The organism is Vibrio coralliilyticus ATCC BAA-450, from assembly GCF_000176135.1.
GTDB lineage: Bacteria > Pseudomonadota > Gammaproteobacteria > Enterobacterales > Vibrionaceae > Vibrio > Vibrio coralliilyticus.
The window spans coordinates 348420-371870 of record NZ_ACZN01000013.1 but is presented as its reverse complement, the minus strand read 5'-3'; the positions used below and the strand labels follow the sequence as shown (position 1 = coordinate 371870).

The 23451-nt window shown below is 46.4% G+C and carries 24 protein-coding genes; 10 read left to right on the top strand and 14 right to left on the bottom strand.

The genetic code is table 11. The annotated features are described in order from the left end of the window. Positions 1 to 16 precede the first annotated feature (16 nt). Genes yggU through VIC_RS05040 form a run of 4 tightly spaced genes read right to left on the bottom strand, consistent with a single transcriptional unit; the run spans position 17 to position 2465 of the window. Positions 17 to 307: a DUF167 family protein YggU gene (gene yggU, locus VIC_RS05055; RefSeq protein WP_006958267.1), complete on the bottom strand. Its 291-nt coding sequence runs from the start codon at positions 305 to 307 to the stop codon at positions 17 to 19. Continuing rightward, positions 307 to 864, bottom strand: a complete 558-nt coding sequence (locus VIC_RS05050) for a YggT family protein (protein ID WP_006958264.1) — start codon at positions 862 to 864, stop codon at positions 307 to 309. Before VIC_RS05050 ends, yggU begins: the two co-directional genes overlap by 1 nt. Before the next feature lie 38 nt (positions 865 to 902). After that, positions 903 to 1721, bottom strand: coding sequence for a pyrroline-5-carboxylate reductase (gene proC / locus VIC_RS05045; protein ID WP_006958263.1), 819 nt, complete (start codon positions 1719 to 1721; stop codon positions 903 to 905). A gap of 27 nt (positions 1722 to 1748) precedes the next feature. Next, positions 1749 to 2465 (bottom strand): YggS family pyridoxal phosphate-dependent enzyme, encoded by a 717-nt coding sequence (locus tag VIC_RS05040; RefSeq protein ID WP_006958262.1) that lies wholly within the window; start codon positions 2463 to 2465, stop codon positions 1749 to 1751. 24 nt (positions 2466 to 2489) lie between these two features. On the opposite strand from VIC_RS05040, the gene VIC_RS05035 reads away from it, so the two are divergent. Both VIC_RS05035 and VIC_RS05030 read left to right on the top strand, forming a co-directional pair. After that, the gene (locus VIC_RS05035) at positions 2490 to 3527 is read left to right on the top strand and encodes a type IV pilus twitching motility protein PilT (protein WP_006958261.1); all 1038 of its coding nucleotides are present in this window, start codon (positions 2490 to 2492) and stop codon (positions 3525 to 3527) included. A gap of 11 nt (positions 3528 to 3538) precedes the next feature. Beyond that, positions 3539 to 4645, top strand: a complete 1107-nt coding sequence (locus tag VIC_RS05030) for a PilT/PilU family type 4a pilus ATPase (protein WP_039951288.1) — start codon at positions 3539 to 3541, stop codon at positions 4643 to 4645. 109 nt (positions 4646 to 4754) lie between these two features. On the opposite strand, the gene ruvX is transcribed toward VIC_RS05030, so the two are convergent. The 8 genes from ruvX to metK form a co-directional block, all read right to left on the bottom strand. Continuing rightward, positions 4755 to 5177 carry a Holliday junction resolvase RuvX gene (gene ruvX / locus VIC_RS05025; RefSeq protein ID WP_029236265.1) on the bottom strand — a complete coding sequence of 141 codons (423 nt, stop codon included), beginning with the start codon at positions 5175 to 5177 and terminating at the stop codon, positions 4755 to 4757. A gap of 17 nt (positions 5178 to 5194) precedes the next feature. Next, positions 5195 to 5758: a YqgE/AlgH family protein gene (locus VIC_RS05020; protein ID WP_006958253.1), complete on the bottom strand. Its 564-nt coding sequence runs from the start codon at positions 5756 to 5758 to the stop codon at positions 5195 to 5197. Between the two features lie 56 nt (positions 5759 to 5814). Next, on the bottom strand, positions 5815 to 6765 hold the full coding sequence (gshB, locus tag VIC_RS05015) for a glutathione synthase (protein ID WP_006958250.1): 951 nt from the start codon (positions 6763 to 6765) through the stop codon (positions 5815 to 5817). Positions 6766 to 6778: 13 nt separating this feature from the next. After that, complete coding sequence (gene rsmE, locus VIC_RS05010) at positions 6779 to 7510, bottom strand: 16S rRNA (uracil(1498)-N(3))-methyltransferase (protein WP_038509531.1); 732 nt, start codon at positions 7508 to 7510, stop codon at positions 6779 to 6781. 108 nt (positions 7511 to 7618) lie between these two features. Then, positions 7619 to 8323: an endonuclease gene (locus VIC_RS05005; protein WP_006958246.1), complete on the bottom strand. Its 705-nt coding sequence runs from the start codon at positions 8321 to 8323 to the stop codon at positions 7619 to 7621. A gap of 79 nt (positions 8324 to 8402) precedes the next feature. Further along, a complete protein-coding gene (locus VIC_RS05000; RefSeq protein ID WP_006958245.1) occupies positions 8403 to 8900 on the bottom strand; it encodes a SprT family zinc-dependent metalloprotease in 498 nt (165 codons plus the stop codon). Between the two features lie 65 nt (positions 8901 to 8965). Next, positions 8966 to 9760 carry a DUF2189 domain-containing protein gene (locus VIC_RS04995; protein ID WP_006958244.1) on the bottom strand — a complete coding sequence of 265 codons (795 nt, stop codon included), beginning with the start codon at positions 9758 to 9760 and terminating at the stop codon, positions 8966 to 8968. Between the two features lie 278 nt (positions 9761 to 10038). After that, entirely contained in the window at positions 10039 to 11193 is a 1155-nt protein-coding gene (gene metK, locus VIC_RS04990) for a methionine adenosyltransferase (RefSeq protein ID WP_006958242.1), read from the bottom strand. A 321-nt stretch (positions 11194 to 11514) separates the two neighbouring features. Between metK and tkt the strand changes: the two genes are divergently transcribed. The 5 genes from tkt (at position 11515) to mscS (ending at position 18459) form a co-directional block, all read left to right on the top strand. Next, complete coding sequence (gene tkt, locus VIC_RS04985) at positions 11515 to 13509, top strand: transketolase (RefSeq protein ID WP_006958240.1); 1995 nt, start codon at positions 11515 to 11517, stop codon at positions 13507 to 13509. A gap of 133 nt (positions 13510 to 13642) precedes the next feature. After that, complete coding sequence (gene epd, locus VIC_RS04980) at positions 13643 to 14677, top strand: erythrose-4-phosphate dehydrogenase (protein ID WP_006958238.1); 1035 nt, start codon at positions 13643 to 13645, stop codon at positions 14675 to 14677. Between the two features lie 180 nt (positions 14678 to 14857). Beyond that, a complete protein-coding gene (locus VIC_RS04975) occupies positions 14858 to 16018 on the top strand; it encodes a phosphoglycerate kinase (protein WP_006958236.1) in 1161 nt (386 codons plus the stop codon). A 155-nt stretch (positions 16019 to 16173) separates the two neighbouring features. Further along, positions 16174 to 17250, top strand: a complete 1077-nt coding sequence (fbaA, locus tag VIC_RS04970; protein WP_006958234.1) for a class II fructose-bisphosphate aldolase — start codon at positions 16174 to 16176, stop codon at positions 17248 to 17250. A gap of 342 nt (positions 17251 to 17592) precedes the next feature. Continuing rightward, positions 17593 to 18459 (top strand): small-conductance mechanosensitive channel MscS, encoded by an 867-nt coding sequence (gene mscS / locus VIC_RS04965; protein ID WP_021456715.1) that lies wholly within the window; start codon positions 17593 to 17595, stop codon positions 18457 to 18459. Between the two features lie 29 nt (positions 18460 to 18488). On the opposite strand, the gene VIC_RS04960 is transcribed toward mscS, so the two are convergent. Both VIC_RS04960 and VIC_RS04955 read right to left on the bottom strand, forming a co-directional pair. Beyond that, positions 18489 to 18971 carry a YbaK/EbsC family protein gene (locus tag VIC_RS04960; RefSeq protein ID WP_006958230.1) on the bottom strand — a complete coding sequence of 161 codons (483 nt, stop codon included), beginning with the start codon at positions 18969 to 18971 and terminating at the stop codon, positions 18489 to 18491. Positions 18972 to 18975: 4 nt separating this feature from the next. After that, complete coding sequence (locus VIC_RS04955) at positions 18976 to 19605, bottom strand: LysE/ArgO family amino acid transporter (RefSeq protein ID WP_039951285.1); 630 nt, start codon at positions 19603 to 19605, stop codon at positions 18976 to 18978. Between the two features lie 111 nt (positions 19606 to 19716). Between VIC_RS04955 and VIC_RS04950 the strand changes: the two genes are divergently transcribed. The 3 genes from VIC_RS04950 (at position 19717) to VIC_RS04940 (ending at position 23419) form a co-directional block, all read left to right on the top strand. Then, on the top strand, positions 19717 to 20613 hold the full coding sequence (locus tag VIC_RS04950; protein WP_039951303.1) for a LysR family transcriptional regulator ArgP: 897 nt from the start codon (positions 19717 to 19719) through the stop codon (positions 20611 to 20613). Between the two features lie 96 nt (positions 20614 to 20709). Then, the gene (locus tag VIC_RS04945; RefSeq protein ID WP_006958224.1) at positions 20710 to 21402 is read left to right on the top strand and encodes an oxidative stress defense protein; all 693 of its coding nucleotides are present in this window, start codon (positions 20710 to 20712) and stop codon (positions 21400 to 21402) included. Positions 21403 to 21532: 130 nt separating this feature from the next. Next, positions 21533 to 23419 carry a sensor domain-containing diguanylate cyclase gene (locus VIC_RS04940; protein ID WP_039951283.1) on the top strand — a complete coding sequence of 629 codons (1887 nt, stop codon included), beginning with the start codon at positions 21533 to 21535 and terminating at the stop codon, positions 23417 to 23419. Positions 23420 to 23451 lie beyond the last annotated feature (32 nt).

Below are 23451 nucleotides of genomic sequence, written 5' to 3'. Positions count from 1 at the left end.
GAATTAAAAAAGGCCATCACAAGATGGCCTTTATTGTTTCGGGGATATGAGCTGGGGACTGGATTCTGACTTGTTTATGTCGCCCGAGTTCCCCTTTCTCTATGGTGATTAGCCCTTTTGCTACTTTGAACTGTTTGGACAGGTATTTACTTAAGTGAGCGTTGGCTTTTCCGTCCACAGGCGGGGCGGTAATTGCGATTTTGATTTCATCACCATGCAGACCAATCAGCTTATCTCTGCTTGCCTTGGGCTGAATGTAGAGCCTGAGTAGAACGTCATCACCTTCTAACCAAGCAGCTTTTGCCATTATAACTGGAACCAGACAGGGCCAATCATGTCGCCCATCAGGAAGTTTGCAAACTGAAGGGCAATAAACAGGACCAGTACGCTAAGATCGAACCCGCCCATTGCCGGAATCACGCGGCGGATAGGCGCCAACATAGGCTCGGTAAGCTGATGGAAGACATATTCAATCGGGCTACGTCCTTGGCTGACCCAGCTCAGAATGGCGCGGATAAGCAGGACCCAGAACAGTAAGCCACCAGCTGCTTTAATCAGTGATAGCAGGCCAAGGAAGAAGAACTCTGCACTGAATGACACAGAGCCGCCGGAGGCAACCAGAATCAAAGCGACAAACTTCAGCACACACAGCACGTAAGCAAACAGTACTGTCGCCAAATCGATACTGCCTATTGAAGGTACAACCCTGCGCAGCGGTGCAATCACTGGCTGAGTCGCTTTGACAATAAATTGTGAGAATGGGTTGTAGAAGTCTGCACGCGCAGCTTGCAGCCAAATCCGCAAGATCACCACCATGATGTAGAGATCAAACAGGGTGGAAATCAGAAAACTCATTGAATTCATAGGTTACCCTTACTTCGTAGAGCCAAGGCTCAATCTAATTAAAACTGTTTTTCCATTTCTTCAGCACGAGCTACTGCGGCTTGCATCGCTTTCGCTACTATATCTGAAAGTTGGTGTTCGTTGAATGTGCGTAACGCTTCCGCCGTTGTACCGCCTTTTGAGGTGACGTTTTCGCGCAGTGTAGATAGTTCTGTCTCTGGGTTGCCGACGACCATGCTTGCTGCACCTAAGGCTGATTGTTGCACTAAAAGGCGAGCCGTCTCTTTATCAAAACCTTGGGCAATGGCTTCAGCTTGCATCGCTTCCATAAAGCGGAAGAAGTAGGCCGGAGCGCTGCCAGCAGCTGCAATGATGCTGTTGATGCCGGATTCTTGCTCTACCCAACAAACTTTGCCGCATGACTCCATTAGTTCAGCTGCAAAGGCTTTATCTTGCTGTGAAACGTGCGATGGAGCATACAGACCACTCATTCCCAAACCTAGTTGAGAAGGCGTGTTTGGCATAACGCGAACGATTTTTAGGTTGTGATTCAGCATTTCACATAGGCGTTGGCTACTGATACCTGCAGCAATGGAAATGACCAGTTTGCCTGACCAGTCGATGGATTGAAGTGGTTTACATACCTCTTCCATCATTTGCGGTTTCACAGAAAGGACGACCACGTCCGCCTCGCTGGCTGCGGCTATATTGTCGCTGGTGGTCTTAATGGAATAGTCTTGCTCCAACGGCAGGCGTCGAGTCTCAGATGGGGCTGTCGCTGTGATCATGGCAGCAGGATAACCTCCTGATACTAGACCAGAGACGATAGCCTTGACCATGTTACCTGCGCCGATAAAGGCAATTTTCTTGTGTTCCATTGATTGTGTTCTTCCTGTTATTGCTGATTAAGCTTTATTGCTGTAGTCGCGAGCACCGAAAATAGCGGTGCCAATTCGGACCATAGTCGTTCCCGCTTCAATTGCGGCTTCCATATCGCCACTCATGCCCATCGAAAGCGTATCGAGATTGAGCTCTGGGTAACGTTGCGCCAATCGGTTTTTCAGCTCTGCCAAATGGCTAAATGCCGCAAGCTGAGACTGATAGTCTGAAACGTTGGCCGGGATTGACATCAATCCTCTTAACGTGAGGTTTGGCAAAGAAGAAATCAACTCTGCCAAAGCAAAGATTTCGTCATCACTGGCGCCAGATTTAGAGCTTTCACTGCTGGTATTGACCTGAATAAGAACTTGCAGCGGCGCCATTTCTTGCGGCCTTTGATCATTTAATCGCTGGGCAATCTTAGCGCGATCAACGGTATGCACCCAGGCAAAGCTCTCCGCAACATGGCGTGTTTTGTTGGACTGAATTGGACCAATAAAGTGCCATTCTAGGGTTAATTCAGGGTGGTTTTCAGCGAAATACGCAACTTTATCAACGCCTTCCTGCACGTAATTCTCGCCAAAAGCGACTTGACCGGCGCGAGCTGCTTCTAAAATCGCGTCGAACGGTTTGGTCTTACTCACCGCCAGAAGTTGCACTGAGCCTAGAGGGCGTCCACACTTTTGTTGTGCCGCTTCAATCTGTGAGGTGATCTGTTCAATGTTTTGTTGAATACTACTCATAGCTAACTTTATTAAGGATTTTAAATGGATATCGCTGAATTACTGGATTTTAGTGTAAAGCATAATGCTTCAGATCTACATCTTTCTGCTGGTGTATCTCCCATGGTACGCATTGATGGTGAAGTAAGAAAGCTTGGCGTACCAGCGTTCAACCATTCCGAAGTGCATCGTTTGGTGTTTGAAATTATGAACGATGCTCAGCGTAGCGAATTTGAAGAACGTCTTGAAGTTGACTTTTCTTTTGCACTTCCGGACGTTGGCCGTTTTAGGGTCAACGCTTTTAACCAATCTCGTGGTTGTGCGGCCGTATTTCGTACCATTCCAACCGATATCCCGACTTTAGAGCAGCTAGAAGCGCCGTCGATCTTTGAAAATATCGCCAATATGGAGAAAGGATTAATCTTGGTCACTGGGCCAACGGGCTCAGGTAAATCGACTACTTTGGCGGCAATGGTGGATCATATTAATCGTCACCACAATAAGCATATCCTGACTATTGAAGATCCGATTGAGTTTGTGCACACGAATAACAAATGTCTGATCAACCAGCGTGAAGTTCACAATGACACCCATAGTTTTAATAACGCGCTGCGCAGTGCATTGCGTGAAGATCCCGATGTCATTTTAGTTGGTGAGTTACGCGATCAGGAAACGATCAGTCTAGCGCTGACCGCTGCTGAAACTGGCCACTTGGTATTTGGTACTTTGCACACCAGTTCGGCGGCGAAAACGATCGACCGTATCATTGATGTTTTCCCAGGTAGCGATAAAGGCATGGTGCGTTCCATGCTCTCTGAGTCTCTGCGTGCGGTTATTGCGCAGAAATTACTCAAGCGCATTGGCGGCGGGAGAACCGCTTGTCATGAAATCATGATGGCAACGCCTGCTATTCGCAACTTGATCCGCGAAGACAAAGTCGCGCAAATGCAGTCTGTGATTCAGACTGGTGCAGCGCATGGTATGCAAACCATGGAGCAGCATTCGAAACAGTTGATTGCTCAAGGTCTGGTTGATGCAGAAGAAGTGTCGAAAAAAATCGAAGTTGAGCAAGGTCTGTTCTGAGAGAGGTCATGATGGATATCAATCCTTATCTGCAAGGCATGCTGGCTGAGAAAGCGTCAGACTTATACATCACTGTTGGTGCGCCGATACTTTATCGTGTTGATGGTGAGTTGAAGCCGCATGGAGAGAACTTATCGGAAGCCGAAGTGCTGACGCTACTCCACAGCACCATGGATGAAGAGCGCCAGAATGACTATAGCCACAGTCGAGAAGCGAACTTTGCCGTAATGCGGGATTTTGGTCGTTTTCGTGTTTCTGCTTTCTATCAGCGAGAATTACCCGGTGCGGTGATTCGTCGAATCGAAACCACCATACCCACATTTGATGACTTAAAACTGCCTGAAACTCTGAAAGATCTTTCCATCGCCAAGCGCGGCTTGGTGCTAGTGGTGGGTGCCACAGGTTCCGGTAAGTCGACCACTATGGCGGCGATGACCGGCTATCGAAATACTGAGCGTAGCGGTCATATTCTGACAGTCGAAGATCCGATTGAATTTGTCCACGAACATCAGAAATGCATCGTCACGCAACGTGAGGTTGGCTTAGACACAGAAAGTTATGAAGTTGCACTGAAGAACTCTTTGCGTCAGGCTCCTGATATGATTTTGATCGGTGAGATCCGCTCGCGAGAGACCATGGAGTACGCGATGACATTCGCCGAAACGGGGCATCTGTGTATGGCGACGTTGCACGCCAATAATGCTAACCAAGCTTTGGAAAGGATCCTACACCTTGTACCGAAAGAGCAAAAAGAGCAGTTCCTGTTTGATCTCTCCATGAACCTCAAAGGTGTTATCGGCCAGCAGTTGATCCGAGATAAAGACGGCCAAGGTCGTCATGGCGTATTTGAAATTCTACTTAACAGTCCACGTGTATCGGATCTCATTCGACGCGGTGATCTGCATGAACTCAAATCAACCATGGCGAAATCCCAGGAAATTGGTATGCAGACGTTTGATCAGGCGCTTTACCAACTGGTGGTGAATGACAAAATTACTGAAGAAGATGCGCTGCACAGTGCAGATTCAGCCAATGATCTGCGTATCATGCTTAAAACTCAACGAGGTGAAAGCTTCGGTGGTGGTGCGCTGGCAGATGTGAAGATTGATATGGATTAGAGATTGCTCTTCGCCGTTTGGGGCGTGTGAATATTTTCTATCGTGGTCTATTTGTGGCACTGAAATATAAGGGGTTGGCGCAATGTGCCAACCCTTTCTGTTTTTTCGCTTAGCCGTATTGAGCTTCAAACCAGCTTTCAAGGATAACGACCGCTGATTGGCAGTCGACATTCCCTTTGCTGAGCGCCTTGTAGCCGCCCATACTGAACAGCTCTGAGCGAGCTTCTGTAGTGGATAAGCGCTCATCGTGCAGTTCGACAGGAAGGCCGAAACGGCCGTGAAGACGATTAGCAAACTTTTTCGCTCTAGGAGTAATCGTTTCCAAATCTTTGCCGTGAAGGTCCGTTGGCAGGCCGACAACCAGTAGGTTTGGTTGCCATTCTTTGATCTGCTTTTCAATATCGTCCCAGTTGGGAATGCCATCGTTGGCTTTAAAGGCTTTCAGCGGTGATGCCGTGCCTGTAATCTCCTGACCAATGGCACTGCCAATACTTTTAGTGCCGAAGTCAAAAGCCATAATTGTTCTAGACATAAATTTTAATGGGGAGGTTATGCATGACCAATATCACTGGACAGTTGAGACGCGTTGATGCCAAGCATCTGCACGGCTTTTTGCCAACGTTCATTGATCGGTGTGTTAAACATGACATCAGGGTCGGCTTCAATCGTTAGCCAAGAGTTTTCAGAAAGCTCAATCTCTAATTGGCCCGCTTCCCAACCAGAATAACCTAATGCAACAATGTACTCCGGTGGTTCGGCTTCTGTACCGAGAACCGCGAGTATGTCCTTTGACGTCGTAACGGAGATACAGTCAGTCATCTGAATGCTGGATTCATAATGATCTTTCGGCTGGTGAAGAATAAATCCTCGATCTCCTGAAACCGGGCCGCCATTGAGTACCGGTTTCTCAAGGCTACCGACTTTGAGTTGAGGTTGAGTCGCTTCAACGTCGACCTGCTTGAGCATTTTACCTACTGTGATGTCGATTGGAGCATTAATCATTAAACCCATCGCGCCATCATCATTGTGTTCACATACGTAGATAACGCTGCGTTGGAAGTAGGGATCTTTCATCCCCGGCATCGCAACTAAAAAGTGGTTGGTTAAATTCATAGTTACTCCAGCGTAAAGTGGGCGACAAGTTATCGCCCAATGATCATGTGAGTAAATTACTGCTTGTTGAGTCGACGCTCTATCGCATCCATCAATTTACCCGTAATTGAGATATCAAATGCAGCCTCGATTTCGCGAATACAGGTTGGGCTGGTTACATTTATCTCAGTTAACTTGTCACCAATGACGTCTAAGCCTACAAAGATCAAACCTTTTTCCTTAAGTGTAGGCGCTACAGCCGCTGCGATCTGTTTATCTGTTTCGCTCAGTGGTCGGGCTTCACCTGTACCACCTGCCGCAAGGTTGCCGCGAGTTTCACCTTTTGCCGGAATACGTGCCAGGCAGTAAGGCATCGCTTCGCCGTCCACGACCAGAATTCGCTTGTCGCCGTTGCTGATGTCAGGAACGAATGTTTGTGCCATCGCATAGTTTTGGCCGTGGTTAGTCAGGGTTTCGATAATCACAGAAACATTTGGATCGTTGTCTTTGACTCGGAAAATAGATGCACCACCCATGCCATCTAGCGGTTTTAAGATCACATCTCCGTGCTGTTCGCGGAATTGTTTAATCTTCTCTGCTTTGCGGGTCACGATTGTGGTTGGGGTGAGTTCTGGGAACCAGGCTGTGAACAGCTTTTCGTTACAGTCACGCAGGCTCTGAGGTTTGTTGACGATTAACGTGCCTTTCTCTTCTGCTCGTTCAAGAATGTAGGTCGCGTAGATATACTCAGTATCGAACGGAGGATCTTTACGCATCAATACCGCATCAAGCTCTGACAGCTCAATAGTTTGCTCTGACTTAAACTGGAACCAGCCTGTTGGATCTTCTTTGAGTTCCACCACTTTGGTGTCTGCAACAGCGACACCTTGGTCTAAGTGCAGATCATGCATTTCCATGTAGTGGATTTCGTAGCCGCGGCGCTGCGCTTCAAGCATCATGGCAAAGCTAGAGTCTTTCTTGATGTTGATGGACTCGATAGGGTCCATCACGATACCTAATTTGATCATGGTTTTTCTCCGTTTAACCAAGGTCGCCAAAGCGAACTTGAAGGGCAGTAATTGCGGTAAGAGCTGCTGTCTCTGTGCGTAATACGCGTGGGCCTAGCAGAGTCTCTTCAAATTGATATTCTCGGGTTTTCTCGATCTCTTCTGCGGACAAGCCACCTTCGGGGCCGATCAACAGGCGAACTTTCTCGACCGGAGCTGGCAGCGTATTGATTGAGTATTTTGCTCTGGGGTGAAGGTTGAGTTTAAGGCCATCATAATCTTCTGCACACCACTCATCTAACTGCATGATAGGGCGAATCTGCGGAACGATATTGCGTCCACTTTGCTCGCAAGCGCTGATGGCAACTTTCTGCCATTGGGCGAGCTTTTTCTCAAAACGTTTTTGATCTAGCTTGACGCCACAACGCTCAGAAATCAGTGGGGTAATGGTATTAACGCCCAGCTCTACGGACTTCTGAATGGTGAACTCCATCTTTTCCCCGCGAGAAATGACCTGACCTAAATGCAGGTCCAGTGGTGACTCGCTGCTGCGTTCAACACGTTCAGTGATATTCACCGTGACGGACTTTTTGCTGACTTCTTCAATTACGGCTGGAAACTCGGCCCCATAGCCATCAAAAAGCAACACTTCTTGTCCAACCTTCATCCGCAAGACTCTTCCTACATGGCCGGCTGCATCTTCGCTAAGCGCTAAACTGCCAAGTTGGGTTATAGGTTCAGGGTGATAAATTCGAGGAATTCGCATCAGCTTTGTATCCGGCCAGATAATTGAGAATGAACTCCTAACATGGATGCTTTATGCCTAAAAAACAAGGGGCAGGCTGTACATATCGCTACAATTCATAAGGGGCAATTACAGAGCCTGACATGCCTTGAAAACGAAAGGGTTATGATTGCACTGAATCTTGAAGATTCGACGCTCACGTTCACATTCCCATGTGTCGACAGGATAGAGTTTATTCCAAGCTGTCATGAGTTGGCTTTGTTGCTTCGATAGCTTGAATCCATATTCCTGACTCATGTACAGATAGGTTCGGGCAATGGAACCTCTGGCGCGGTCTGGTGGCATGACTCTCCGTTGCTTAAAGTTGACCTGCATTTCGCATTGGCCATACGTCACGCCATCCATCCCATTCCACTGGCTGAAGTTGTAATTCGAGCGATCGCCGTTTACTTCACCGATAGCGGGGGTGAGGTTATGTAGATCGGCTTCCATTGAACGAAATACGGTGTCATTTTTGGTGCAGTTTTTTCGTCCTCCAGACTGCCAACATTGTCGTTGGTGGCCAAACTGCCAAGCGGGAACAACATGCTCCCATTCGATTCTTGAAGCACGTTTTTGCTGTTTTCTCACGGCGTAACCACATGACTTTAAATCGGGAATACCTTTCTTTCCCTGCCAGGTGATATCACATCCACAGTAAAAGCTGGTGGGGTGATCGGAATATATCTTTAGTGCTTCTTTCTTGGCTTTCGAAAATGAAGAGGGAGGCGCAGAGAGCACCTGAAATGAACTAATAAGTACAGTGAAGTAAACAAAAAATGCACGAAGTTTCATGTCGATAAGTATTAGAAAAGTATGACTTATCGCAGTCTAGCATGCATTTGTCAGTGAAACTTATTAATGGCTCACTGAGTTATGAGAGCTGCTTACCCGTAAACACAAGGGTTTGCTGACAGCTCTGGCATCGGTAGCTGCTTTGATGACGCAGGACTTTATTGTGACGTCTGATAGTCAGTGGGTAGAGCTGGCACCCACAGCGGTACTCGAAGGTTTTCCCTTGTACGGAAGTAATTTCAAAACTGTGCGTAGTACGAGCAGGGACGCCAAATACGCTTTCCATGATCGATTGCCATTCTTTACCGTGAGGTCTGACTCGACCATAGACCTGATAAGTGATCAAATGTGCGATTTCATGCGGGATGACTTCATCGAAAAACGCTTGCTGATTTTCGGTAAATAAAACGGGATTGAGGCGAATCTCATTGAGTTGGAGGTAGGCTTTGCCCGCCGCTTTACCTCTCAGTTTGTAGCTGATAGAAGGGAAAGAAAATGAGCGCTGAAAAGCATGTTGAGCCGTTACGATATAGCGAGCGACCACTTGTTGTGCGCGATAGCTAAGCTCTGTATCCAAATTCATCTCCAAAAAATTCGCCCCTTAGACAAGGGGCGAATCATATACCGGATTAGACGTTGGTGCTAATGGTGCTTTTTCTTGATGGTTTCATGATAAGCGTGCCAAGTACCGTAGCCAAGAATTGGCATAGTAAACAACATGCCGATTCCGTAAGTCGCAAAGCCAATTAAGATACCGCCACAGATCACGGCTGCCCATACTATCATCGCTGGAATATTTGATTTGACGGCGTTAAAGCTGGTAAACACAGCGGTCATCATATCAACGCGTCGCTCCATCATAAGTGGGATGGAGAAAGCAGAAATACTAAACACAATTGCAGCCAGTACCATGCCGACCAAAGAGCCGATAACAAGGAATGGAAGGAAATCTGTTATTGGGGCGCCCTGAACCGAAGGGTATAACGCATGAAGTAACGCAGCGATACGCATCCAGAAAATCATACACACGGCGAGCATGACAGCAAACGCCCATTGTGATGAAGAGTTACGCCCAATGGCTTTCATTGAGTGAAGTAAGCTGGCGTGATGGCCCTTTTCCCGCTCCCAACTGGCATCATAAAGCCCTAGCGCTAAGAAGGGACCAATTAGCATATAGACGACTAAACTTGGCATGACGACTAAGTGTGTGCCTTGCCATTGAACTAGCAGCACAATACCAATAGCTGCCGCCATGAAACACAAACCGTAAAAGGCACTGATCAACGGCATACGCACAAAGTCGTGCAAGCCGAGTGACAGCCAATGAAACGGCGCGGATAAGCTGACATGATTGCACGGTATAGTACGTGCGTATTCGTTATCTGGGACTTCCTTTCGTTTGTCGTTGAAGTCTTGTGGATTCACCGTACGAGGCATACATCCTCCTTGATCGACTCTGTAATAAGTCACCCATAGATTCATGGGTGGCGTCTTGGAACTCGATGCCCGGCTTTGCGACTGCCCTAATAAGCTGCGCATCTGACTTGGTCTGTTAAAAAGCAATTTTTGGCGAAGAATTATCCTTTTAACATATTGTTAACTATTGACCCCATGACAAAAAAATACAAATTTGTTGTTTGATTTTTGCGCACAAAAACAAAGGGCTTCTGGTTACCCAGAAGCCCTTGAATAGCAAATTAGTGCGGTAATTTAAATTACTTAAGACCAGCGAAGTCGCGCAGAAGTGCAGCTTTATCAGTCGCTTCCCATGGGAATTCTTCACGACCGAAGTGGCCGTATGCTGCTGTTTTCTTGTAGATTGGCTGAAGTAGGTTCAACATTTCTTGTAGGCCGTATGGACGTAGATCGAAGTGTTGGCGTACCGCTTCAACAATGATGTCTTGAGATACTTTTTCAGTACCAAATGTTTCCACCATGATAGATGTTGGATCTGCAACACCGATTGCGTAAGAAAGCTGAATCTCACAACGGTCAGCAAGGCCAGCCGCAACGATGTTTTTCGCAACGTAACGTGCAGCGTAAGCAGCAGAGCGGTCAACTTTTGAAGGATCTTTACCTGAGAATGCACCACCACCGTGACGAGCAGCACCACCGTATGTATCAACGATGATCTTACGACCTGTCAGACCACAGTCACCCATTGGGCCACCGATAACAAAACGGCCAGTTGGGTTGATGAAGAAGTTAGTGTCTTTGTTTAGCCACTCTGATGGTAGAACTGGCTTGATGATCTCTTCCATAACCGCTTCGCGTAGGTCTGGCGTAGAGATTGAGTCACAATGCTGAGTCGAAAGAACGACAGCGTCGATACCAACGATTTTTCCTTGGTCGTACTGGAACGTTACCTGTGATTTTGCATCAGGACGTAGCCAAGGTAGTGTGCCGTTTTTACGTACTTCTGCTTGTTTTTGAACAAGTAGGTGAGAATACGTAATTGGAGCTGGCATTAGTACGTCTGTCTCGTTAGTCGCGTAGCCGAACATGATGCCTTGGTCACCAGCACCTTGCTCTTTTGGATCCGCTTTATCAACGCCTTGGTTGATATCTGGAGACTGTTTACCAATGGTGTTCAGTACCGCACAAGAATCGGCATCAAAACCCATGTCAGAGTGAACGTAACCGATATCACGAACGGTTTGGCGAGTTAACTCTTCGATATCTACCCATGCTGATGTAGTGATTTCACCACCAACCATCACCATGCCAGTTTTTACGTACGTTTCACACGCAACACGCGCTTTTGGATCTTGCTCGATGATTGCGTCTAGAACTGCATCAGAAATTTGGTCTGCGATTTTATCTGGATGACCTTCTGATACCGACTCAGAAGTAAACAGGTGTTTAGCCATGAGAGCTCCACTTTTAATTCAAGGAAGTGCTCCATTATTAACGGCGGAACACTAAGAAATAATACTGATATCTGTAGGTGTTTCTACATCTAGACGTCTATTCTAATTTTCATAGCTCGAATTACAAGCTCTTTTTTAATTTAATACATATCCAAACGTTTGCTTCTAAAGAGTTAAATATTACTAACTTGGATAGAAATGGCAGAAAATAAGCGAGAATCCCCTGTATTCAGACTGTAAAACGTTTGCACAGCTTAGGCGCCTTTGAGAGAATAATCGCCCATCAAAATTAGTTTTCGCTTAACGCACTCAGGAGCAGACATGTCTTCCCGCAAACATCTAGCTAATGCTATCCGTGCCCTTAGCATGGACGGCGTACAACAAGCCAACTCTGGTCATCCAGGCGCACCTATGGGTATGGCTGACATCGCTGAAGTTCTTTGGCGCTCTCACCTAAACCACAATCCAGCAAACCCAGAATGGGCTGACCGCGACCGTTTCGTGCTATCAAATGGCCACGGCTCAATGCTGATTTACTCTCTGCTTCACCTTGCGGGTTACGAGCTGTCTATTGATGACCTGAAAAACTTCCGTCAACTGCACTCTAAGACACCAGGTCACCCAGAGTACGGTTACGCACCGGGTATCGAAACGACGACTGGCCCACTAGGTCAAGGTATCACTAACGCGGTAGGTATGGCGCTGGCTGAGAAAACTCTAGCAGCACAATTCAACAAAGAAGGCCACGACATCGTTGACCACTTCACTTATGCATTCATGGGTGACGGCTGTCTGATGGAAGGTATCTCTCACGAAGCCTGTTCTCTAGCAGGTACGCTAGGCCTTGGTAAACTAATCGCTTTCTGGGATGACAACGGTATTTCTATTGATGGTGAAGTGGAAGGTTGGTTCTCTGACGATACACCTAAGCGTTTCGAAGCGTACGGCTGGCACGTAATTCCAGCAGTAGACGGTCACGATCCAGAAGCGATCAATGCAGCGATTATCGCTGCGAAAGCGGACTCACGTCCTACGCTAATCTGTACTAAGACCATCATCGGTTTTGGTTCTCCAAATAAATCTGGTTCACACGACTGTCACGGTGCTCCACTAGGCGCTGACGAAATTGCAGCAACTCGTAAAGCGCTAGGTTGGGAACACGGTCCTTTTGAAATCCCAGCTGACGTTTACGCTGAGTGGGATGCAAAAGAAGCAGGCGCAGCGAAAGAAGCAGCGTGGAATGCGAAGTTTGACGCATACGCTGCAGCTTACCCTGCAGAAGCCGCAGAGCTTAAGCGTCGTCTAAACGGTGAATTGCCAGCTGAGTGGGAAGAGAAAGCAACACAAATCATTGCTGACCTTCAAGCAAACCCTGCAAACATCGCATCACGTAAAGCGTCTCAAAACGCACTTGAAGCGTTTGGTCAAATGCTACCTGAATTCCTAGGTGGCTCTGCTGACCTTGCCCCTTCTAACCTAACTATGTGGTCTGGTTCTAAGTCTATTTCAGCTGAAGATGCGTCAGGTAACTACATCCACTACGGTGTTCGTGAGTTCGGTATGACGGCTATCATGAACGGTATCGCACTACACGGTGGTTTCGTACCATACGGTGCAACTTTCCTAATGTTCATGGAGTACGCGCGTAACGCTATGCGTATGGCGGCTCTGATGAAAGTGCAGAACATTCAGGTTTACACGCACGACTCTATCGGCCTTGGCGAAGACGGCCCAACTCACCAACCGGTTGAGCAAATGGCTTCTCTACGCCTGACGCCAAACATGAGCACATGGCGCCCATGTGACCAAGTGGAATCAGCAGTGGCTTGGAAACTGGCTATCGAACGTAAAGATGCACCAACTTCACTTATCTTCTCTCGTCAAAACCTTGCACAGCAAGAGCGTGACGCTGAGCAAGTGGCGAACATTGCTAAGGGTGGTTACATCCTGAAAGATTGCGCAGGCAAGCCAGAGCTAATCCTTATCGCAACAGGCTCTGAAGTTGAGCTAGCAGTGAACGCAGCGGCTGAACTGACTGCTGAAGGCAAGCAAGTACGCGTTGTTTCAATGCCATCAACGGACGCATTCGACAAGCAAGATGCAGCTTACCGTGAAGCGGTTCTGCCATCTGACGTGACAGCTCGTATCGCGGTAGAAGCAGGTATTGCTGACTTCTGGTACAAGTACGTTGGTTTCGACGGCCGTATCATCGGTATGACCACCTTCGGTGAATCTGCACCAGCAGGTGAGCTATTCAAGATGTTTGGTTTCACAACTGAAAACGTTGTGAACACAGCGAAAGAGCTTTTAGCTTAATTGTTAATTGCTTTGAAAGCCGGGTCCTTGTGACTCGGCTTTTTTGTTTTTACCCGATACGATGAACTAGATGCGATTTATAAATCTATCAGGTAGTATTTGTGACACGAAAAAGATGTAGAGCGATGGAATCATGCTAAAAGTTGCGATCAACGGATTTGGACGTATTGGACGTAATGTTTTGCGGGCAGTATATGAAAGTGGCAAAAGCCAAGATATCAAGGTGGTAGCCGTTAATGAGCTGGCGCAGCCCGATGCGATGGCACACTTGCTTCAATACGATACTAGCCACGGTCGATTTGGTAAGAAGATTACTAACGATCAGGAGCATATTTACGTTCACCATGAGAGCGGAGAATTTGATTCCATCCGTATTCTTCATCTGGCAGAAATCGATCTTCTACCATGGCGAGATCTGGAAGTGGATCTGGTGTTGGACTGTACCGGTGTGTTTGGCTCTCAAGCTGATGGCCAAGAACACATCAAAGCGGGAGCGAAGAAAGTCCTGTTTTCTCACCCGGGCGCCAGCGATCTCGACAATACCATTATCTACGGCGTTAACCACGATACACTAACAGCAGATCACAATGTGGTATCCAATGGTTCGTGTACAACCAATTGTATCGTCCCTATTATCAAAGCTCTTGATGAAGCCTTTGGTATCGATTCAGGTACTATCACTACTATCCATTCTTCGATGAATGATCAGCAGGTCATCGACGCCTACCATTCTGATCTCAGACGTACTCGTGCAGCCAGCCAATCGATCATACCCGTAGACACTAAGTTGCATAAAGGTATTGAAAGAATCTTCCCGAAATTTTCTAACAAATTTGAAGCAATTTCAGTACGAGTACCTACTGTAAACGTCACAGCCATGGATTTAAGCGTCACAATTAATACAAATGTGAAAGTTAATGACGTAAATCAAACCATTGTTAACGCTTCTCAGTGTACATTACAGGGCATTGTTGACTATACTGAAGCTCCGCTCGTTTCCATCGATTTTAATCATGATCCTCATAGTGCGATCGTCGATGGCACGCAAACCCGAGTTAGTAATGGCCATTTGGTTAAGATGTTGGTTTGGTGTGATAACGAATGGGGATTTGCGAATCGTATGTTAGATACGGCACTCGCAATGCAAGCCGCTCCCCGTCAAGTTTGACGCTGTAATGCCACTTTTTTAGTGGGTATGCAGATTAGCGGCGATGGAGAAATGTTTATTTCTAGCCTTGAAATAAATAATGATAAACTCCATATCTAAATCAGTTTGAAGAATTATTGGGCTTGGCAGGGTCGCCGGGTCTTAAAAACTTTACTTTTTGAATATTTGAGAGGACACATCATGTCTGTAATCAAGATGACTGACCTGGATCTAGCAGGTAAACGTGTATTTATCCGTGCGGACCTAAACGTACCTGTAAAAGAAGGCAAAGTAACTTCTGATGCACGTATCCTAGCATCTCTACCAACTATCAAGCACTGCCTAGAAGCTGGTGCTAAAGTTATGGTTACTTCTCACCTAGGTCGTCCTACTGAAGGTGAATACGCAGAAGAGTTCTCTCTACAACCTGTTGTTAACTACCTAAACGACGCCCTAGATTGCGAAGTTAAACTAGCTAAAGATTATCTAGATGGCCTAGAGCTAAACACAGGTGAGCTAGTTGTTCTTGAAAACGTTCGCTTTAACAAAGGCGAGAAGAAGAATGAAGAAGAGCTATCTAAGAAATACGCTGCACTTTGTGACATCTTCGTAATGGATGCATTTGGTACGGCTCACCGTGCACAAGCATCTACTCACGGTGTTGGTATGAACGCGCCAGTAGCGTGTGCTGGCCCTCTACTAGCAGCTGAACTGGAAGCACTAGGTAAAGCAATGGACAACCCAGAGCGTCCACTAGTTGCTATCGTTGGTGGTTCTAAAGTTTCTACTAAGCTAACGGTTCTAGAGTCTCTGTCTAAAGTTGCTGACCAACTTGTTGTTGGTGGTGGTATCGCGAACACATTTATCGCTGCAGATGGCCACAACGTAGGTAAGTCTCTATACGAAGCAGACCTAGTTGAAACGGCTCAAAAGCTAATGAAAGAGTGCTCTATCCCAGTTGCGACTGACGTTGCATGTGCCAAAGCATTCGATGAAAACGCAGAAGCTGAAATCAAGCACGTTTCAGAAGTGGCTGACGATGACATGATCTTCGACCTTGGTCCAGAATCAACAGCGGCTCTAGCTGAAATCATCGGCAACGCGAAAACTATCCTATGGAACGGTCCTGTAGGTGTATTTGAGTTCAAGAACTTCGAAGCGGGTACAAAAGGTATCTCTGAAGCAATCGCTGAGTCTGCAGGTTTCTCTGTAGCAGGTGGCGGTGACACGCTAGCAGCTATCGATAAGTTTGGTATTAAAGCTGACGTATCTTACATCTCTACTGGTGGCGGTGCATTCCTTGAATTCGTGGAAGGCAAAGTACTACCAGCAGTTGCGATGCTTGAAGAGCGCGCTAAGTAATTAAACGAAAGCGGGGGAATGATTCTCCCGCTTTGTTGTTTGCTGCAAGTCACATTGTTCTTTGCTAGAATGACGCACGTTGTGAGCAAACGTTTGCAAGAATTTAAACTTAACAAGTTTTATTTTTAAAACGACAGATAAATAGGATTACATCCATGTCTAAGATCTTCGATTTCGTAAAACCAGGTGTTATCTCTGGTGATGACGTACAGAAAGTTTTTGAAGTAGCAAAAGAGAACAACTTTGCTCTTCCGGCAGTAAACGTTGTAGGTACTGACTCAGTAAACGCAGTACTTGAAGCAGCAGCTAAAGTGAAAGCTCCAGTTGTTGTTCAGTTCTCTAACGGTGGCGCAGCTTTCTTCGCTGGTAAAGGCATTAAACTTGAAGGTCAAGGTGCACAAATCCTTGGCGCTGTAGCAGGTGCTAAATACGTTCACGCAGTTGCTGAATCTTACGGTGTTCCAGTAATCCTACACACTGACCACGCAGCTAAGAAACTACTACCATGGATCGACGGTCTTCTAGACGCTGGTGAAGAGTTCTTCGCACAAACTGGTAAGCCACTATTCTCTTCTCACATGATCGACCTTTCAGAAGAGTCTCTAGAAGAAAACATCGAAATCTGTGCTAAGTACCTTGAGCGCATGGCTAAGATGGACATGACTCTAGAAATCGAACTAGGTTGTACTGGTGGTGAAGAAGACGGCGTTGATAACTCTGACATGGACGCTTCTGAGCTTTACACTTCACCTGAAGATGTTGCTTACGCATACGAGAAACTAAACGCTGTTTCACATCGTTTCACTATCGCAGCTTCTTTCGGTAACGTACACGGTGTATATAAGCCAGGTAACGTAGTTCTAACTCCAACAATCCTACGTGATTCTCAAGCATACTGTGCTGAGAAGTTCGGTATTGCTCCTAACGCTCTAAACTTCGTATTCCACGGTGGTTCAGGTTCTACTGAAGCTGAAATCCAAGAGTCTATCGGCTACGGTGTTATCAAGATGAACATCGATACTGATACTCAGTGGGCAACTTGGGATGGTATCCGTAAGTATGAAGCTGAGAACCGTGATTACCTACAAGGTCAAATCGGTAACCCAACTGGTGAAGATGCGCCAAACAAGAAGTACTACGACCCACGTGTATGGCTACGTGCAGGTCAGTCTTCAATGGTAACTCGCCTAGAGAAAGCGTTCGCTGACCTAAACGCAGTAGACGTACTATAATTCTCCTGAATTCAGTACTCTGTTAAGTTTGCAAAACCCGCTCAATGAGCGGGTTTTTTTGTGCCTGGTGTATTTGTTTTATGAATGGGCTATTCCTCACCTAAAAGGGTGGCGAAAATGAAAACCATTGCGTAATCTGTAACGAGCCGATATCAGTTTTTTCTGATAACTCTTTGTTTTTGCGTTCTTTGCATAAACGTCACTTTATGAATCGTCAAAATTGATATATCGTGCCAAAAATCTGACATAGTTTCAGGTTATCTATGGAGACGACATCGTCTATCAATCATAAAAAAGTCGTGTGATTTATAGGATCGCCACACATTTTAGAGGGTATACATTATGGCAGGAGAATCGGTGGAGATTGAAACTCCATTAGTGGATGGTCTAGCGCAGGCTGAATCGTGGATTACCAATAATTCTGATTTGTTGATCCAGTATGGTGTGAATGTCCTTTCAGCCATTCTAATTCTATTCATCGGTAACATCTTCGTTAAGATGGTGGCGAACAGTGTCGCCAAGATGCTGAAAAAGAAAAATATGGATAAAGCGGTTATTGAGTTTATCCATGGTTTAGTACGCTACTTATTGTTTGTGATTGTACTGATTGCGGCATTGAGCCGGATTGGGGTGCAAACCGCGTCTGTTGTGGCTGTTATCGGTGCGGCAGGCTTAGCGGTTGGTTTAGCGTTGCAAGGGTCACTGTCAAACTTTGCAGCGGGCGTGCTGATTGTTGCTTTCCGTCCGTTTAAATCTGGCGATTACGTCGAAATTGGTGGCGTAGCAGGCAGTGTGGAGTCTATCCAAATCTTCCAAACGGTTCTGACGACTCCGGATAACAAGATGGTTGTCGTGCCAAATGGTAGCGTTATCGGCGGTCCTATCACGAATTATTCTCGTCATGAAACTCGTCGCATCGACTTGATGATCGGTGTGTCTTACAGTGCGGATCTGCAGAAAACCAAAGCGCTTTTAACCAAGATCTGTGAATCTGACGAGCGTATCCTTAAAGATCCGGCGGTTCAGGTTGGCGTGCATACGCTGGCGGATTCTTCAGTTAATTTTGTAGTGCGCCCATGGGTTAAGACATCTGATTACTGGGGAGTGTACTTCGATCTAATGCAAGCGATTAAAGAAGGCTTAGATAATGAAGGCATTGAAATTCCATTCCCGCAAATGGATGTTCACCTCAACAAGGTTGAATCCTGATCGGAAAAGCGAGGCCTAGCCTCGCTTTTTTACATCTCAATTACCGAGTTGGGAATAGCTTGCAATAGTTTGGGCAAGGAAGAGCCTGCAATGCCTATGGTCAGTTCAGGGTGACCGGGTGTGTAGAGGATTTCCGAATGCTGGTATAAGGCACGTTCCACGACAATCTCAATATGTTCAGGTATACCGAAAGGACAAACAGCGCCGGGAACACAGCCCAGCAGCGTTATCATTTCTTCATCGCTGCAAATGGAAGGTCGTTTCCCCAGCACTTGCTTCATGGCTTTACTATCAAGGCGTGCATCTTTGTGGGTCAGATACAGCACATGCCCGCCCCCTTTCAGTTTCAGAAACAGACTCTTGCTATGGGTACCCGTCCATCCAAGCTGCTCAGCGACACGCACATCAGTGGCGAAATCGAGAATAGGTTCATGACGCCATTCTTTAAAGCTAACTTCAAGCTGTTGAAGAAGATCTATGTTGTACTGATAGATTTGCTCTAATCGTTCCATGTAATTATCCGTGTTTATTTACCAGTTCGTTTATTAGCATCAAGGCAATCGTGAACATCATTATAGCGACCACAATATCAATCCCTTGTTTTACTCTTGGTCTTGATAAGGTTGGGCCAAGCTTCGCAGCACCGATCGACAAGGTGTAAAACCAAACAAAAGAGGCCATGATCGTACCTAATGCAAACGAAATTCGATCTTGTCCTTCAAACTGTCCGCCAATGGAGCCGAGGATCACCACAGTATCAAGGTAGAGGTGAGGGTTAAGCACGGTAACTGCCAGAGCCCCGAGAATCACAGCTCGACGACCACGTTCTACGACTTGACGCTTGGACTCAGACGCCTTATTCGTTTGCACGGCGCTTTTGAGTGACAGTAAGCCATAGAAGGTCAGAAAGGCAATACCGCCTAAAGTGACAACCGTGAGCAGGGTTTCATTTTGTGACAAGACTGCACCACCACCAAATATGCCTAGCGAGATAAAAATGACATCGAGAACGCTACAGATGGTGGCGGTCGTCAAGTGATGATTTCTCTTAATACCTTGGTTGAGAACATAGGCATTTTGCGCCCCAATCGGAATAATCATGCTGGCACCTAGCCCAAAGCCCTGTAATAACACCCATAGATTCACGTTTTTCTCTCCAGTGAATTGCGAATATGAGCGTTGAGAATAGAGTCAGTATCTTGATAAGTATAATTAATGATTTTAATCTATTATCAGTTTTGCTTATTTGGTGGCGCTATGCGTGGGTTGGATTACAAATGGATAGAGGCTTTGGAGTCAGTAGTGACTCAAGGCAGCTTTGAACGTGCAGCTGAGGCGCTCTACATCTCGCAGTCTGCGGTTTCGCAACGTATAAAGCAGTTGGAAAAGTTTCTCGCCCAGCCCGTGCTTATTCGCGAGCAACCACCTAGAGCGACCATGGTGGGTAAAAAGCTGCTGGGCCTTTACCACAGGGTGCAATTGCTAGAAAGTGAGCTTGTACCTGAATTAACTAATAGTGATTCAGAGCGCCCGCTGGCGATTTCTATCGCCACCAATGCCGATAGCTTGGCGACTTGGCTGTTGCCCTCCTTACAGCAGGTACTGACAACACGGAACATTGAGCTGAGACTGGCGGTACTGAATGAAGTCAGGGCAATAGAAAAGCTCAAAAGTGGCGAGGTAACCGGTGCGATTAGCCTAGAATCTCGGCCTATTCCCGGCTGTCAGGCGGACTATTTAGGAAGAGTTGATTATGTTTGCGTGGCAAACCCGCAATTCGTCGAGCGTTATTTCCCCAATGGCGTGAACTATGAATCTCTACTTCAGGCCCCAGCAGTGGCGTACGATCAGCATGACGATCAACATCAGCTATTTTTGAAAGAGCATTTTAATATCTTGCCAGATAATGTCCGGACTCACCGCGTCGCCAGTTCTGAAGCGTTTGTCAAAATGGCTCTGGCAGGAGTCGCGTACTGTTTGATCCCAAGCTTTCAGATTCAAAAAGAGTTAGCGCAAGGGAGTTTAGTCGACATCTTGCCTGGGTTCTTGAGCTCATACCGCATCTATTGGCATCACTGGCAACTCGAATCGGGCGTATTGGAAGAAGTGACTCAATCTATTGTTAATTATGCGAGAAATGTGCTGTCGAGCTAGCACTTGGTTAAAGTTCTGTCAGAACATCGAACTAGACTCCTCATGCAGCATCTAAACGCTATGATGTATGTGATTAGTTAAATAAGGTGAACAATAATGAAGATAGTTTCTAGCCTGGCAATTGCCGTTTCAGGTCTGGTCAGTATTGGTGCATACGCTGATACGCCTAACTTCCCACACCTAGCTACGACCGGATATGGTGAAGTTGTTGCAAAGCCTGATATGGCGAAGTTTACGGTTCGTGTGGTCGAAACCACCATGACGGCAGAACAAGCCAAGCAGACAGTCGACAAAGTAGTGACAGACTTTCTGACTGAACTGAAAGAGCAGGGAATGAGTGCTGACAACATCACCAGTTCCAACCTTTATATCTCTCCTCAATACCATTACCCGAAAAATGGTAAACCTGAGCTAGTGGGTTACCGTGCTTCTCGCACCGTTAATGTTACTGTCGATGAATTGGCGAACTTGAATCAGTATCTGGATATTGCACTGAATTCGGGCATCAACCAGGTCGAAAACATTCAGCTTAAAGTGAAAGATCAGGCTAAATATCAGGAGCAAGCACGCCAAGCCGCCATCAAGGATGCCAATAGTAAAGCAGAGTCACTGGCCTCTGGTTTTGGTAAAGACATCAATGGTGTCTGGCGAATTGATTACAATATGCCGAGCAGCCAACCGGTACTGATGCGTTCAATGGCGATGGATGCAAAAACGGAATCCAACACCTATCAGGACTCGACAATCGTGATACGTGATCGAGTTGACGTCATTTACCAGTTAGATTAACCATAAAGAGCGCCTTTTTTAGTTGTAACTAAGGCGTTTTTATAAAATTGTCAATTGCCCGTAGGGTTATTCTTAACCACTTTTTTATTCGGTGATATACTGCCCCGCCTTCGATTTGGGAGCCGTGGCAGTGAGACAACGAAAAAACATCTTTTGGCACTTGTGTATTACCACAGTGGTGTTGGTGTCGATCGCGTTTGCTTACTATGCTCAGCAATACCAGAACCTTGAAGAAGAAACAGTAGAGTTAACGGCCAAACAGGCCATGCATCAACTCGCCTACAGTGAACGTGAATACCAGAGTGTTCGCAGCCAGCTTGTTTCTATCATCGAATTACTTTCCCACAGCCGAAGTCTTTACGATTATATTCTTTCTCCCAGCGCTAAAAATCGTGAGGTTGTTGAGGAAGTGTGGTCTTCAATGGCCATCAATCAGAAATGGTATAGCCAGATTCGCTTTATTGATAACGCGGGTAAAGAACAGTTGCGTCTCAACTATCTGCTGAGTGGTAATCGTGTTCAGGTGGCAGAGCAATTGCAGGATAAATCTCATCGCGGCTATTTCCGCTACGCCAAACTGCTTCAAGATGAACAAATCGGTGCGTGGGGTATAGATCTTGAAATGGAAAACGGTGAGCTGGTATTTCCATATAAACCTGCACTGCGCTTAATTACTCCCGTTGAAGTACAAGGCCAGCGTGCCGGTTATTTAATACTCAATATTGATATTTGGTATCTGACCTCCCGTCTTAATTATTCCCCCGACAAATCATTTCGCCCAGAATTGGTTGGTGAAACGGGCTTTTACATGATCAGTGATGATCCGAGTAAATTGTTTGGCCATCTGCTAGCGAGCCGCAGCCAACATAACCTAGCGCGCTACTACCCAGAAACTTGGCAGATGATGCAAGATCAGAAGTCGGGTTACCATTTAGAAAAAGATCATCTGATTGTGTTCAATCAGATCTATATGGAAGGTCGGCAAAAGCTCTATTTGGTCATCGATCTTAGTCAGGAAGAACTGAAAGTACGCTCTGAGCGAGATTATCAAATACTACTTAAAGAAGCTTCAATCGTCTTATTGATGGTGCTGGCTTTCACCGTTCCAGCGACTAGCGGGGTTGTGTACTACCGCAAGCGAAGTTTAGAGAGTCAACTTGCAAGAGCAGCGTTAAGCGGTATGTCCGCGGTGGTCATTTCGGATAAAAAGCATCATGCAGTTTTAGTCAATGATGAGTTTGAGAGACTCACCGGTTATCGCCAGAAAGACATTGCGTCTCAGAACATGATCAAAGCATTGGTGGGCGAAGAACAGTTTGCGACCACCTTACAACTGTTTGAGGCTCTGTCGTCCAATCAGATCTGGGAAGGTGAGATAACCATCCATAATCAGAAAACTCACACTAAGGTCACCGCGATTATGCGTGTGCAATGCGTGTTGGCTAAGGGGCGGAAAGTCAGTTATTACATCACGTCGCTGGTGGATATCTCTGAACGTAAAGAGCTGGAAGAGCGACTGAGAATTTTAAGTGAAAAAGATGAACTGACGCAGTTGTGGAACAGACGTAAGTTTGAACTGGAACTGCGTCACAGTGCCAAATTGAGTGGGCGTTATCCTGAGAGGCATGACACTTGCCTTGCGCTGCTTGATATTGATTTCTTCAAGCGGGTAAATGATGAACTGGGTCATGATGAAGGTGACAGAGTTATCAGCCGAGTAGGTGCCATTATTATTGAAGCGTTGCGCGAGACAGATTTTATCGCCCGTATTGGTGGTGAGGAGTTTGCGATTATTATGCCGCACACCAGTATTGAAGAAGCAGAACAAGCGCTAAATCGAGTACGAATTGCGGTTGAAATGGCAGCGGATGTTCCTATTACGGTGAGTGTGGGGCTGACCGACTTAACTTCGAATAGCACGCGTTGCTACAAGTGTGCGGACATTGCCTTGTACGAGTCCAAAACCTTGGGACGCAACCGAGTCTCGGTTTGCCGGAGTTGTGATGAAATTGCCTAAAAAAATCGAGCCTAAGCTCGATTTTTTTAGGC